Here is a 13,139-nt window from a genome sequence, read left to right on the forward strand (position 1 = left end):
CGGTAGCCCGGTCTGGATCGGGCTCGGAAATGTGAGGTGGCACACAGTAAGTGGTGCGGGAGCATGGATATTCGACCGGGTGGGGTGGTGTCCCGGGGGTTTGGGGGGCCGATCGTGGAGAGGGGGGAGCGGGGGAAGATGAGTTCCGCTTAGGATCGGCGGTCGTGACCGACGTGTTGGAGAAGGCGGGGCAGGATGCCGCCGGGAGTGCTGGTGCTGAACCCGAGAGAAGGATTCGAGGGGGCTGGGCGCGGCCGACCGCTCTGATCGCCGGTGTGATCGCGGTGCTGGCGGCGCTGGCGGTGCCGTTCCTGCCGGTCCGGGTGGACCACACGACTTTGACTTGGCCGCAGGGGAATTCGGCGCAGAGCATCGAGGCTCCGCTGGTGACCTACGCGCCGTTGAACTTCGACGCCACCATTCCCTGTTCGGCTGTGACGCAGCTGGGTTCGAAGGGCGGTACGCTCGCCGCCACCGCGCCCAATGGTGCGCCGGACCTCGAGAAGTACGGCTTCGTGGCCCGGGTCACAGCGGCATCCACCACCGATGGTGTGACCACGCCGGGCAAACTGGAAGCGATCCTGCATCACAAGACGCTGGTGAGCGTGCCCGTCGACCAGCTCGGCGCGGGTTGCGCGCTCACCGTGCACTCGGACTTCACCTCCTCCACCGCGACCCTGAGCGGATCCACGGCCGCCCCGGTCACCCTGAACGGTGACTACCGGCCGCAGCTGGTCGGCATCTTCAGCGACCTGACCGTCTCCGACGGCGCCAAGGTCAGCGCGCAGGTGGACAGCCGCTTCACCTCGACGCCGAGCACGATCAAGCGGATCGCCATCTGGACCGCCATCCTCGGCACCCTCGTCGCCCTGTTCGCGCTGTTCCGCCTGGACCGCCTCGACGGCCGCCGCGCGCGCCGTTTCCTGCCGCAGCACTGGTGGACCTTCAAACCCGTCGACGCCGTGGTGCTGGGCACCCTGATCCTCTGGCATTTCATCGGCGCGACCACCTCCGACGACGGCTACCAGTACGGCATGGGCCGGGCCTCGATCCACGCCGGGTACATGGCCAACTACTTCGGCTACTTCGGTGTCCCCGAAACCCCGGTCGGCACTCCGTATTACGACCTCATCGGCCACATGGCGCAGGTCAGCCCGGCCAGCGTGTGGATGCGCCTGCCCGCCCTGCTGGCCGGCATCGTGATCTGGCTGGTGCTCAGCCGCGAGGTGATTCCCCGCCTGGGCGCGCGGATCCGCCGCGACCGCGTCGCGGTGTGGACCGGTGCGCTGGGTTTCCTCGCCGTCTGGCTGCCGTACAACAACGGCCTGCGCCCGGAACCGCTGGTGGCGCTGGGTGTCCTGCTCACCTGGGTCTCGGTGGAGCGGGCGATCGCGACGGGCCGGCTGCTGCCCTACTGCGTGGCCATCATGATCGGCGCGTTCACCTGCACCGTCGGCCCGTCCGGCATCATCTGTTTCGCGCCGCTGCTGGCCGGCATCCGGCCGGCCTGGCGGATCCTCAACAAGCACGCGACCGTGCTCGGCAAGCCGACCGCCCCCGGCGCGAGCGCCTTCACCATCCTGAAGGCCCGCTTCGGCGCCTACCTGACCCTCGCCGCCCCGCTGGCGGCGGCCGGTGCGGTGGTGCTGGCGATCATGTTCTGCGATCAGCCGCTGTCGTCGATGTTCGAGATGAGCCGGGTGCACACCGCGGTCGGCCCGGATGTGCACTGGGACGGCGAATACATTCGCTACCAATACCTTTTCATGCCCACCATCGATGGTTCGCTGGCGCGGCGCTTCGGCATGTTCGCGTTCTGGATCGGCCTGCTGGTGTGCGCATTCGTGTTGCTGCGCAAGGGCGGCCGGATCCCGTTCACCGCGCCCGGCCCGGTGCGCCGGGTGCTCGGCACCGGTGTGGGCGTCATCGCGCTGATGATGTTCACCCCCACCAAGTGGACCCACCACAACGGCATCTACGCCGGATTGGCCGGAGTCATCGCGGTTTTGACCGCGGTGGCGGTCGGCCCGCGGGTGATGCGCTCCCCGCGTAACCGCGCGCTGTTCGCTGCGGTGATCGCGTTCGCGCTCGCGGTCGCGTTCTCCAGCATCAATGGCTGGTGGTACGTCTCGAACTGGAATGTGCCCTGGCACGACAAGCCGGTGGTGCTGGCCGGGATCGAGGTCGACAAGATCTTCCTGGCGCTCACGGTGGCGCTGCTCGCCCTGGCCGGCTGGTTCCATGTGCGCGCGCCGGAACAGCCCGGCCCGCACCGGATCTCGAAGCTGGGCTGGCGCTTCGTGGCGATTCCGCCGCTGACCGTGGCGGCCGCTTTCATGGTGCTGTTCGAGGTGGGCTCGCTCGCCAAGGGCGCGGTCGCGCAGTACCCCGCCTACTCGCTGGCGCGCTCGAATGTGGATGCGGTGCTGGGCAAGCCGTGCGGCATGGCCCGCGACGTGCTGGTCGAGACGAACCCGAACCAGGGCATGCTGAAGCCGCTCAACGGTGATGCGCTCGGCACCTTCACCGCGGATGCGGTCGGCTTCTCGCCCAAGGGCGTGTCCACCGACCTGCGCCCCGACGACGATGTCGATACCGGCGGTAGCGTCGCCAGCGCGGTCAGCAACCGCAGCGACGGCACGGTCGACGGAACGACCACCGCGCCACTGCCTTTCGGCCTGGACACGAACACCCCGGTGCTGGGCAGCTACGGCAGCACCGATGCGGTCTCGACCCTGACGACGGGCTGGTACGCGCTGCCCGGTCAGCAGGACCGGTCCGGCATCATCGCCCTCACCGCGGCCGGGCGTATCCGTTCGGCCGACAAGGACGGTGTCGTCACCCCCGGCCAGCAGGTCGAGATCGAGTACGGGGTGCCGGGTTCCGACGGTGCGGTTGATCCCCAGGGCCGGATCATGCCCATCGACATCGGCCCCGCGCCGACCTGGCGCAATCTGCGGGTGCCGCTGAGCGATATTCCGGCGCAGGCCACCGCGATTCGCGTGGTGGCCGAGGACCGTGACAGCGATCCCAAGCAGTGGGTGGCGCTCACCCCGCCGCGCATCCCGCAGACGGTGACGCTGGAGGACTACGTCGGCCGGGACAAGCCGGTGCTGCTGGATTGGGAAGTGGGCCTGCAGTTCCCGTGCCAGCGGCCGTTCGATCACCTCGACGGGATCGCCGAGGTGCCCGACTACCGCATCATGCCCGACCGCGGCGGCGCGGCCATGACCACGCTGTGGCAGAGCCATGACGGCGGCGGCGCCCTGGGCTGGAGTTCGATGCTGCTGCGCCCGGTCACCCTGGCGACCTATCTCGACCACGACCCGCGCATGGATTGGGGTGAGCTGCAACGGCTCGAGCGGATCGATGGTTCCGCACAGACCGCCAAGCCCGTGGTGACCACGGACCCGCACAGCGGTCTCTGGAATCCCGGCCCGATCAACGTGACCGGCTGGCAGTAGTCACCGTGACCGGGCGGCGATAGCCGCCCGGGTCGCGACCGCGATCCGCACCCGTTTCCTCGTCGAAACGGGTGCGGAGGCGTTTTCAGACCGTGCTATCGGACCGCATGCCGAGCCTCAGCCCTGCATGTCGGCCATGCGCTTGGCCATCTCCTCCGGCTCGACATCCTCGACGTGCAGGGCGAGGGTCCAGCGGTGACCCCATGGATCCTCGATGCCCGAGGTGCGGTCACCGTAGAACTGGTCGGCGGGCGGCTGTAGCTCCTGCGCCCCGCCCGACAGGGCCGCGGCGTGGGCGGCGTCGACATCGTCGACATAGACGTACAGATTGACCGGTGTGCCGCCGACCGCCTTGGGATCCAGGAACCCCATGGACGGTGCCGGGTCGCTGAGCATGATCACCGAAGAGCCGAACTGCATTTCGCAGTGTGCGACTGTGCCGTCGGGCCCGGGCATGCGGAAACGTTCGTCGGCGCCGAAAACACGTTTGTAGAAGTCGATCGCCTGCGCGGCGCCATTGCAGGCGAGCGAGGGGCAGACGGTCGGGTAGCCCTCGGGAATGGGTTTGACATCGGACATCGAAAACCTCCGTTCGAGGTTGTTGCCGGACGCGTCGAGCTTATGCCCCGGTGCCGACAAGAATTACTCGAATTTCCGAATGATCATCCGAATTGCCGCATATGCGGGAAAAGTTCCGCGACTACGGACCCGCAGCCCCCTGCAGCTTGCGCACCTGCGCTGCGGTCATGGCGCTGAGCTGCTGTGGATCGGGTTCCTTCGCATCCGAGTAGGCGATCTGCACCACCGTCGAACCGACCAGCGTGATGCTCACATCGGTGTACAGCGTGAGCCCGTCGCTGGTGGTGCGCACCTGGAATGCGGTCGAGCCGTCACCGGCCTGCGGCTGATTCAAACCGCCCAGCCGGAATTCCACTTTCGTATTGTCGGCATCCTTGCCGGAATACTTGGTGCAGCCCGGCAGAATGGACTGGACGGTGGAGAAAGCCTGCGCCGCTCCGCCATTCGAATACGACGCCGCATCGATATCCACGCTGGCGAAATTCGGCCCGCCGAACTGGGCCGCGGCCTGCGCCGCCGACCCCGGAGCCTGAACGGCCATGGCCGCCAGCACATTCGCGCACGGCGCCGGATCGGTCTTGGCACCCGCCCCGCCGGAACTCCCGGGCGGCGGATCGTCGAGCGCGGTGAACCCCGCGGGCATCACCGACACATCCAGCAGCTCCGAACGCAGCGTGAACTGATCGAGAACCGGTGCGCCCCCGGGCGTTCCGGACGGTTGCACGGCCGGCCCCAGACTCGGCAGCGCGGGCGCGGAATCCTTGTGGCTGCCGCAGGCGGTGGCGGCCAGCGCCAGGACCCCCGCCAGCAGCGCGAGCCGCGTCAGGCGCCCCACTGCACCTCCGTGCGCAGGGTCTGCCGCAGCGTCACCGAACTGCGCGGGTCGCGGTAGGTCTGGTTGCCGCCCACCTCGACCGAACCGGAAACCGGTAGCGGCAGACCGAGATCCACCGCGATGGTGCCGGTGCCGTGCATGAGGTAGTCGACGATCTCCAGCTGGCCCGCCTCGTTGGGCAGATGCCACACAGTGGATTTCGGCGTCTGCACCACATTCAGTTCGATGGTGAGCTGGTTGCCGTTCCGGGAGGTGAGGGTGCAGGTGGTCACCTGCTCCAGCGGCACGCTGCCGGAAACCTGTTGCCGCACCGTCCACACCGCGCCCACCCCGACGGCGTCGGGCGGGAACGCGATGGACTGGTACACGGCCTGATAGAACGCCTGCTCCAGCGCGGCACGCGCGGAGTCGGAGGTGGCGGGCTTGGGCGCCAGTTTGAGCGCGGTGATCGCTCCCAGTTCACTGACGTCGAAGCCGACGTGGGAACCGTCCGCGGGCAGCAGCGCCTTGGCCAGGGTCGGGTCGGGGGAGGTGGCATTGCCGACGGTCAGTTCCACCCCATCGGCGCCGGACTCCGCGGTGAGCGGAATGGTCATCGCGGGCGGGGAGATGTCGCGCAGCGCCTGCTGATTGATCTGCTGCTCGATGTGATGTTCGGTACTCAGCGTGACCTGCTGGGTGGCGCCCGCCTCGAGGATGCGGCGCAGCGGCGAGCGGGGCTCGGCGCCCGGCTCGACGACGGTGGCGGTCACGGCCTCGATGGGCATGGTGACCTCTTTGTTGATGCCGACCGGTTCGGTGCCGTCGGCCTCGGCCGTGGTCTCCGTCCGATCGCTGCAGCCGACGCCGAAGGCGGTCAGGGTCACCGCGAGCACCAGGAGCAGGACCCCCGAGCGCGCGGTGCGCGTGCCCGCGCCTCGCCGCGGCGGGCGCGGGGTGCCGGAACAGGGTGCGGTGGCTTTCGCCGAGCTGGGGGAGGAAGACAACACCGTCACGTCGAACAGGTTACGGCGCGTTCCTGAAAAACAGCTGGGATCCTGTGGGGCCGTGGTTTCGGGGTGTTCAGAGGCGCCCGACATGAATAAGGAATGATGTCAGGGTGAGTACCGATCGGCCGCGCGAATCCGGCGCAGAGGAACCAGACACATCGCCAGGGGAGATCAGCCCCGCGGCCGATGCCGGGACTTCCCCCGCGCAGCCGTTGCGTCTGCCGGTGCTCCTGCTCATCGCGGTGGTGCTGCTGGGCCTGGATCTGCTGACCAAGACCATCGTGGTCGCGACCATGACGCCCGGTAAGCCGATCTATCTCATCGGCGACAGCGTGCGCCTGACCCTGGTCCGCAATCCGGGCGCCGCGTTCTCCATGGCCACCGGCATGACCTGGCTGCTGACCCTGGTCGCCGCGGCCGTGGTGATCGGTGTCATACGCATCGGCCGGACCCTGCGCTCGCTGCCGTGGGCCATCGGCCTGGGCATGGTGCTGGGCGGCGCGCTCGGCAATCTCATCGACCGTCTGTTCCGCGCGCCCGGCCCGCTGCAGGGTCATGTGGTGGATTTCGTGGCGGTCGGCTGGTGGCCGGTGTTCAATGTGGCCGATTCGTCGATCGTGTGCGGGGCCATTCTGCTGGTGGCGCTGACGGTGTTCGGGTTCGAACCCGACGGCACCCGCATGCATCGGCAGCAGGCTTCGTCGAGCGCGGAGGGGAAGGCAGCATGAGGGAGACCCGCAGCATGCCGGTGCCCGACGGGCTGGACGGTATGAGAGTCGATGCCGGGCTGTCGCGCCTGCTCGGGCTGTCGCGCACCGCCGTGGCCTCGATGGCCGAGGACGGCGGCGTCCAGCTGGACGGCATCGCGGCCGGCAAGTCGGACCGGCTGACCGCCGGGGCCTGGCTGGAGGTCGAATTCCCGGAGCCCAAGCGGGAACTCACGGTGGAGGCGACCCCGGTGGAGGGGATGAAGATCCTCTACGCCGATGACGACATCGTGGCCGTCGACAAGCCCGTTGGGGTGGCGGCGCACACGGGTGTCGGCTGGACCGGCCCGACCGTGGTGGGCGGCCTGGCGGCCATGGGCTACCGCATCTCGACCTCGGGAGCCCATGAGCGGCAGGGCATCGTGCACCGGCTGGATGTCGGCACCTCGGGTGTGATGGTGGTCGCACAGTCCGAGCACGCCTATACCCAGCTCAAGCGGGCGTTCAAGTACCGGACCGTGGAGAAGCGGTATCACGCGCTGGTGCAGGGGCATCCGGATCCGAGCAGCGGCACCATCGACGCGCCTATCGGACGCGCGCGTGGCAACGACTGGAAGTTTGCGGTCACCGCGGACGGCCGCCCGTCGATCACCCATTACGACACCGTCGAGGCCTTCCAGTCGGCGAGCCTGCTCGACATCCACCTGGAAACCGGTCGCACCCACCAGATTCGCGTGCACTTCTCGGCGGTGCGGCATCCCTGCTGCGGCGACCTCACCTACGGCGCGGACCCGCGTCTGGCCGAGCGGCTGGGGCTGGAACGGCAGTGGCTGCACGCCCGCCAGCTGGGCTTCAACCATCCCGCCGACGGCCGCTGGATCGAGATCACCAGCGAGTACCCCGCCGATCTGGAACACGCCCTCGACGTCCTGCGCGCGCACTGATCCGGGGTCTCGAGTGGATGCGCTGACGCCGCGCCGCGCCGGGATCGGTGTGGCCGCAGTGCTTTTCGCGATCCTGATCGTGGTGCTGGGCTGGGCGATCCCGCCCCGGTCGGCGATCATCTCCACCGACCGGCTGGGGCCGGAGAGCGGCGAGCCGGTGACGCACTACCTGGAGCGGGCCCAGAAGTCGTTGCAGGGCACCGACTCCGACGGGCATTGGGCGTTGCTGTCGTTCACGGAGGGCATCACCTCCGGCCGCATCCCGGAATTCAGTGGCGGCCTGCGGATCTCGGAGATCGACTATCACGTGGCCGTCGACCGGGTGGCGACGCCGATCATCTCCATCGGTGTCCCCGCGGGCGATGCCGTGGCCGTGGCGTCGGTGAAATCCGCTGCCGCCCAGATGGAGTCGACGCCCACCTACGACGACCGCTCCACCCGGGTGAAGAACCTGGTGGCGAGCCGCTTGGGTGCCGACTGCCCGTGCGTCGTCGCCATCGTTCTGCACGGCGCGCTGGCGCAACTCCGCACGCTGGCCGCGCACCCGGGAGTTCGCGCCGTCGAGGCACTCCCCGCCGACGCATCCGCCGCCGTCTTCGCGGTATCCCCGCTCCTGCCCGAACAACTCGAATCCGCCAGTCCGCCTCTGGACGATGGGCCGGTCCCCGACAACTGACCTACGTCAGCGTCCGGTCCTCGACGACCGACGCCAGGCCGACGAGCTCCGCTTGGATCTTCCTGTGGCGGGCCGCGGGGCCATCCGCCGCCATGATCGGCGCGCGGCGAATTGTGGCGAAGGGCGGTGACATCCCGCCGCTCGTCACGGGGTGCCAGGGAATGGGTCCCGTATGTTCGGTGGGGTCATGGTGATCTTTCTGCTGGCGCTCGCGGGCTTCGCCTTCCTGGACTCGCTCGATGTCCTGCTGGTCGGCGTCACGACCGCGGTGGTCTATGACAGCCGGTTGAGCCGTCGCTCGCCGCTGCCCGGTGCGCTGAGCTTCCTCGCCGGAGTGTTCGCCGTCACAACCGCTTTCGGCATCACCTTCGTGCTCGGCCTTCGATTCCTCACCGACCTGGTCAGTTTCGACATCACCCCGACGGTTCGCTACTGGGCCGAGTTGGGTGTCGGCCTGGTGCTGCTGGTACTCGGCAGCCTGCGCATGTCCGAGCAGGGTGGGGCGGCGGTGCCCGCGTGGGCGTTGGAGGCGCGGCGCAGGCCCTTGCTGCTGGGTTTCGTGGGCGTCGCCATCGGACTGGGGCAGGCGCCCACGGCGGTTCCGTACCTGGCGGCACTGGCCATGATCTCGGCGCGGGATCCGCATCCGCCGATGTGGCCGCTGATCATCATCGGATACTGCCTGATCGCGCTCCTGCCGCCGCTGCTGGTTCTGGTCACCGCGACCCTCGAATCGAGGCGGGCCCGGCGCTTCTATCGTGGATTGGTCCGCGGGCTGAAGCGCTTCGGCCCCCTGTCGGTTCGCATCCTGCTGCTCCTGGCCGGTGCGGCGCTGGTCGCCGACGCTCTCGTGCACCACGCCTCGCTCTAGCGGGTCCCGGCGATGATGTCGAGCAACCGGCCGTGGGTGACGGGGTCGGCGGCGGCCAGCAGGCCGTGCGGTGGAGTGTGGAGGGGTTGCCCGGTAAGGCCGGTGACCGTGCAACCGGCTGCCCGGCACACAGCGATGCCGGCGGTGAAATGGACGTCGTCGCGGAGATCGCGGTCCACGAGGTAGGCGGCGCGACGGCCCGCTGCCACCCAGGCCAGAGCCAGTGAGGTGGACAGAACGCGGGGATAGAAGGCGGCCGTGAAGGCCTCGTCGGCCATGAGCCGGCCAGCGGAGAACCAGTCCGTGTAGGGCGACGGGTTGTCGGCGTCGATTTCGACCAGCCGGCTCGCGGATTGGGGGAGCAGCGGGTGGTCATTGCCGTCGCGGCGAACGGCGGCAGTGGTCCCGTCGGTCCAGAAGATCTCCCCGGAGAAGGGATCCGCCACCGCGGCCGCCGTAACGGCCTCCCCGGCGCGCAGTGCGATATTCACCGCGACAAGCGGTGTCCCCGCAGCGAAATTCTTTGTGCCGCACAGCGGATCGATCAACCAGGTGCGGTCCGATCGGTCCCCGGTGGTACCGGACTCCTCGGCAAGGAAACGATCGCCGGGACAGGCGGCCCGGAGGATATCGAGAATGGTCCGCTCGGCGGCAAGATCAGCCTGGGTAGCGAAGTCGTCATCCTCCTTGTCATAGCGGGTGACAGGGCCACGGAACTGATCCCGGATTACACCGGACGCGGCTTCCGCGGCTCGAATGGCAAGGGCGACATCGGATTCCTCCATAACTGGCACCTTACTGGGGGCTGAGTTGGAAATGGTTCAATGTCTGAAAACTGATGTATCACAACCCAATTAGACTTCTATTGCGGTCTCGGTACCGGTGGAATCAGCACGTGGATTCGAAAGGGTAACACTCGACACGAGCGGCATCGCCCACCTGGCGACCGCCGTCGAGACCCTGTCGAATTCTGTCCTCCACGGCAACCTCACCCCTTTCTCCGACGCTGATGTCGACGAGTTGATGCAGGGAAAACCTGCAAACACCAACTGTCGGAGCTGGATTCACGCCTGATAGTCGAGGCTGCGAATCGCTCCTTGCCCGAAACCAGCGGAGCCGGGGCCGACTTGCAGAGGAGCGCGGTCGAGTGCTGCTGATTGGTTGTGGAACGCGGCCGGCGCGCGGCCCACAAGGTTTCGCGAGGCGCCTCTGCGAGAGAAACTCGAGTCCAGGCGATGCGTCCAGGGTTATCCGCCGTCGATCGGCAGCAGTTCGTCGCGGCGACGGCCGGTACTGCGACCGGAGACCTCGAGAGTTACCCGGAGCGTCTGCACCCGCCCCACGCCGCGGCCTATGCCGGCTTGATTCCTCCCCGAATACCGTTGCCTATTTCAGGAATACCGGCAAGTGGTTGTGCCCGTTGGCGATGAAACCGGGTACCGTGCCGAGTTCGTCGGGGGAGACGGCGAGTTTCATGTGCGGGAACCGCTGGAAGAGCGCGGGAAGGGCCACCTGTGCCTCGAGCCGTGCCAGCGGTGCGCCCGGGCAGCGGTGGGCGCCGTATCCGAACGCCATGTGGTCCTTGTTCGTCCGGTGCGGGTCGAATTTGCCCGCGCTGTCGCCGTAGATCTTGGGGTCCCGGTTGGCGCCGGCGGGGCACGAGAGTATCGGATCGCCTGCGGTGATCGTCACGCCGCCGAGGACGAAATCAGACACCGCGTAGCGCAGCGGGGCGTGCGCGATCGATGGCTCGAACCGCAGCGCTTCCTCGATCACATCCGCCCAGGGCAGACTGCCGTCGAGCGCAGCAGCCAGGTGGTCCGGATTGGTGAGCAACAGGTATATCGACTGGTCGATCAGGTCCACCGTCGTCTCGTGCCCGGCGTTGATCGTCAGATAGAGCGTCCCGACGAGTTCCTCGACGCTGAAATCCTTTGCGGGATCGTCCGCATGGGCGATGAGGGTGCTGGTCATGTCCTCAGCGGGATTCTCGCGGCGATACGCGACGAGTTCCTGCAGGAGCCCGATCATTGCCATGTAGTTGGCTACGGCTTCCTCTTCGCTCAAAGCGATGTCGAAGATGCCGTCCACGCATTTCCGCAGTGGCCCGATCAAGCGCTCGGGAACTCCCACCAGCTCGTTGATCACACGCAGAGGCAGCGGGTAAGCGAAATGCTCGCGGATGTCGACAGGGTCGCTCTGCGGCGCGGCATCCAGGCCCGTCACCAGTTCATCGGCGATCGCCTGGATGCGGGGCTCCAGCATCGAGGTGCGCCTATCGGTGAACGCCGATGCCAGTGGGTTGCGGAGCCGACGGTGTTCTGGTCCGTAGGCGGTGAACATCGAACGCGTGTTTACCCAGTTGAGGAGCGGGAAGTCGTTGCCGATCTCGCCGTTCCGGAACGCCGGCCAGTGCTGGCGTGGGTCCTTGGAAACCTTGGGGCTGGAGAGGATCTCCTTGAGCATGGCCGTGTCGGTGACCGACCATGCGGGCACTCCGCCCGGGAGCACGACTTTCGTGACTGGTCCTCGCTCGCGGATGCGGGCGATCTCACCCTGAATATCGGGACCTTCGGGATCGATGACGATGGGGTCGGTGTGGTTGTCCATGGCGAACTCCATTCTGACCGTAGACCGGCAGACGGGGGCTTGTGCCGAGCCCCCTCGACCTCTGATGCCCTGACAAACGTAGCTGTCAATACCGTTGGGTATCAACCATTTTCGGCAAAGTTGTGATGTATCAGCACGAATCGACACTCCCTTTGCCGAACATCGCCCGCCTTAATGAAAGCAGGCCAGTGGTGGCGGGCACCCTTGGATGCGCATGGATCGAGCGGCAGTATGCGTACTACCTCCTGACTGGTGACCGACCAGACCTGAACTCCGCCGGGCGGCTCGGCCAGGGTGACCGGGCCGCAGTCGTTGATCCGCTTCCGCTGCCACCCGGACCAGGGCCGATGAGGTGGACGGAACGCGGGGATAGCAGGCGGCCGTGAAGGTTTCGTCGGCCATGAGCCGGTCAGCGAGAACCAGGCCGTGTAGGGCGACAGGTTGTCGGCGTCGATTTCGGCCAGGCGGCTCGCGGATTGGGGAGCAGCGCGGAGCGCGATATTCACCGCGGTAAGCGGTGCTCCCGTAGCGAAATTCCTTGTGCCGCACAGCGGATGATCAACCAGGTGCGGTCCGAGGGATCCCCGGTGGTCCCTGACTCCCCGGCGAGGAAACGGTCGCCGGGACGGGCGGCCCGAAGAATCGAGAATGGTCCGCTCGCCGGCGAAATCAGCCTGGGTGACGAAGTCATCCTCTTTGCCATAGCGGGTGACAGGGCCACGGAACTGATCCCGGATTACTCCGGTCGCGGCTTCCGCAGCTCGAACGGCAAGGGCGACATCGAATTCCTCCATGTCCCGTACCCTGCCGGGATCGAATTTGAGTTGATTCAATATCTGAAAACTGTTGTATCACACTAGAATTCAGCTCATATCGCGATCATATGAGAGGTAGAATTAGCGCATGGACTCGAAGGGGGTAACACTCGACACGTGCGGCATCGCCGACCTGGCAGCCGCCGTCGAAGCCCTGTCGAATTCCGTCCTCCACGGAAACCTGAACCCATTCTCCGACAGTGATGTCGTGGAGCTGATGCAGCGGTTGGAAACCTGCAAACGTCAACTGTCGGCGCTGGATTCACGCCTGATCATCGAGGCCTGCAATCGTTCGCTGCCCGAAGGCAGTGGGGCGAAGGGCGTAGTGCCGTTCCTGCGCCAGACGTTGGGGTTGTCGAGGTATGACGCGTCGGTGCGGGTGAAGATCACCCACCAGTGCGGGGAATTCTTCGAACCCAGCGGACACTTGCGCCCGGCCGCGCTGGAGAAGACCGCCGAAGCCTTTGAGACAGGCGACATCTCACGCGATCACGTCCGCAACATCATCGACGTGATGAACCACCTGCCCACCGACATCCCCGCCGAGACTCGCACGGAAGCCGAACACCTCTTGGTCGATCACTCCCGCATCGGCTGGCCCGATGACCTGCCCAAGATCGGCCGCGACATCCTCGCCCGTATCGACCCC

The 13,139-nt window shown here is 67.1% G+C and carries 12 protein-coding genes; 6 read left to right on the plus strand and 6 right to left on the minus strand.

Features of this window, described 5'->3' with window-relative positions; all coding sequences use genetic code 11:
- Window positions 1–164: 164 nt before the first annotated feature.
- The gene (locus tag ACWEKS_RS29280) at window positions 165–3,464 is read left to right on the plus strand and encodes an arabinosyltransferase domain-containing protein (protein ID WP_452343053.1); all 3,300 of its coding nucleotides are present in this window, start codon (window positions 165–167) and stop codon (window positions 3,462–3,464) included.
- 117 nt (window positions 3,465–3,581) lie between these two features.
- Here the strand turns inward: ACWEKS_RS29280 and ACWEKS_RS29285 are convergent, their stop codons facing one another.
- The 3 genes from ACWEKS_RS29285 to ACWEKS_RS29295 all read right to left on the minus strand — a co-directional run bounded on the left by ACWEKS_RS29285 (window position 3,582) and on the right by ACWEKS_RS29295 (window position 5,873).
- Window positions 3,582–4,043 (minus strand): VOC family protein, encoded by a 462-nt coding sequence (locus tag ACWEKS_RS29285; protein WP_452343054.1) that lies wholly within the window; start codon window positions 4,041–4,043, stop codon window positions 3,582–3,584.
- 121 nt (window positions 4,044–4,164) lie between these two features.
- Window positions 4,165–4,878: a hypothetical protein gene (locus ACWEKS_RS29290; protein ID WP_452343055.1), complete on the minus strand. Its 714-nt coding sequence runs from the start codon at window positions 4,876–4,878 to the stop codon at window positions 4,165–4,167.
- On the minus strand, window positions 4,866–5,873 hold the full coding sequence (locus ACWEKS_RS29295) for a hypothetical protein (protein ID WP_452343056.1): 1,008 nt from the start codon (window positions 5,871–5,873) through the stop codon (window positions 4,866–4,868). The genes ACWEKS_RS29290 and ACWEKS_RS29295 overlap by 13 nt, the downstream gene beginning before the upstream one ends.
- Before the next feature lie 104 nt (window positions 5,874–5,977).
- On the opposite strand from ACWEKS_RS29295, the gene lspA reads away from it, so the two are divergent.
- The 4 genes from lspA (at window position 5,978) to ACWEKS_RS29315 (ending at window position 9,065) form a co-directional block, all read left to right on the plus strand.
- Window positions 5,978–6,595, plus strand: a complete 618-nt coding sequence (lspA, locus tag ACWEKS_RS29300; RefSeq protein WP_452343057.1) for a signal peptidase II — start codon at window positions 5,978–5,980, stop codon at window positions 6,593–6,595.
- Window positions 6,592–7,518, plus strand: coding sequence for an RluA family pseudouridine synthase (locus ACWEKS_RS29305; protein WP_379388878.1), 927 nt, complete (start codon window positions 6,592–6,594; stop codon window positions 7,516–7,518). Before lspA ends, ACWEKS_RS29305 begins: the two co-directional genes overlap by 4 nt.
- Before the next feature lie 13 nt (window positions 7,519–7,531).
- The gene (locus ACWEKS_RS29310) at window positions 7,532–8,194 is read left to right on the plus strand and encodes a hypothetical protein (RefSeq protein ID WP_452343058.1); all 663 of its coding nucleotides are present in this window, start codon (window positions 7,532–7,534) and stop codon (window positions 8,192–8,194) included.
- Window positions 8,195–8,381: 187 nt separating this feature from the next.
- Window positions 8,382–9,065, plus strand: a complete 684-nt coding sequence (locus tag ACWEKS_RS29315; protein WP_452343059.1) for a GAP family protein — start codon at window positions 8,382–8,384, stop codon at window positions 9,063–9,065.
- Here the strand turns inward: ACWEKS_RS29315 and ACWEKS_RS29320 are convergent.
- The 3 genes from ACWEKS_RS29320 to ACWEKS_RS29330 all read right to left on the minus strand — a co-directional run bounded on the left by ACWEKS_RS29320 (window position 9,062) and on the right by ACWEKS_RS29330 (window position 12,469).
- Window positions 9,062–9,850, minus strand: a complete 789-nt coding sequence (locus ACWEKS_RS29320) for an inositol monophosphatase family protein (RefSeq protein WP_452343060.1) — start codon at window positions 9,848–9,850, stop codon at window positions 9,062–9,064. The two genes, ACWEKS_RS29315 and ACWEKS_RS29320, sit on opposite strands and share 4 nt — an antisense overlap.
- Window positions 9,851–10,451: 601 nt before the next feature.
- A complete protein-coding gene (locus ACWEKS_RS29325) occupies window positions 10,452–11,531 on the minus strand; it encodes a cytochrome P450 family protein (RefSeq protein WP_452343061.1) in 1,080 nt (359 codons plus the stop codon).
- A gap of 245 nt (window positions 11,532–11,776) precedes the next feature.
- Complete coding sequence (locus ACWEKS_RS29330; protein WP_452343062.1) at window positions 11,777–12,469, minus strand: inositol monophosphatase family protein; 693 nt, start codon at window positions 12,467–12,469, stop codon at window positions 11,777–11,779.
- Between the two features lie 238 nt (window positions 12,470–12,707).
- Here ACWEKS_RS29330 and ACWEKS_RS29335 point away from each other — a divergent pair.
- On the plus strand, window positions 12,708–13,139 hold a 432-nt coding region (locus ACWEKS_RS29335), incomplete at its 3' end, for a DUF222 domain-containing protein (protein WP_452343070.1).

The organism is Nocardia sp. NPDC004711, from assembly GCF_053601595.1.

Bases quoted from the DNA above. Each gene is read 5' to 3' on its own strand.
- ACWEKS_RS29285 (WP_452343054.1), bottom strand. From the start codon at position 4,043: ATGTCCGATGTCAAACCCATTCCCGAGGGCTACCCGACCGTCTGCCCC.
- ACWEKS_RS29325 (WP_452343061.1), bottom strand. From the start codon at position 11,531: ATGCTCAAGGAGATCCTCTCCAGCCCCAAGGTTTCCAAGGACCCACGC.
- ACWEKS_RS29315 (WP_452343059.1), top strand. From the start codon at position 8,382: ATGGTGATCTTTCTGCTGGCGCTCGCGGGCTTCGCCTTCCTGGACTCG.
- ACWEKS_RS29320 (WP_452343060.1), bottom strand. From the start codon at position 9,850: ATGGAGGAATCCGATGTCGCCCTTGCCATTCGAGCCGCGGAAGCCGCG.
- ACWEKS_RS29330 (WP_452343062.1), bottom strand. From the start codon at position 12,469: ATGGAGGAATTCGATGTCGCCCTTGCCGTTCGAGCTGCGGAAGCCGCG.
- ACWEKS_RS29305 (WP_379388878.1), top strand. From the start codon at position 6,592: ATGAGGGAGACCCGCAGCATGCCGGTGCCCGACGGGCTGGACGGTATG.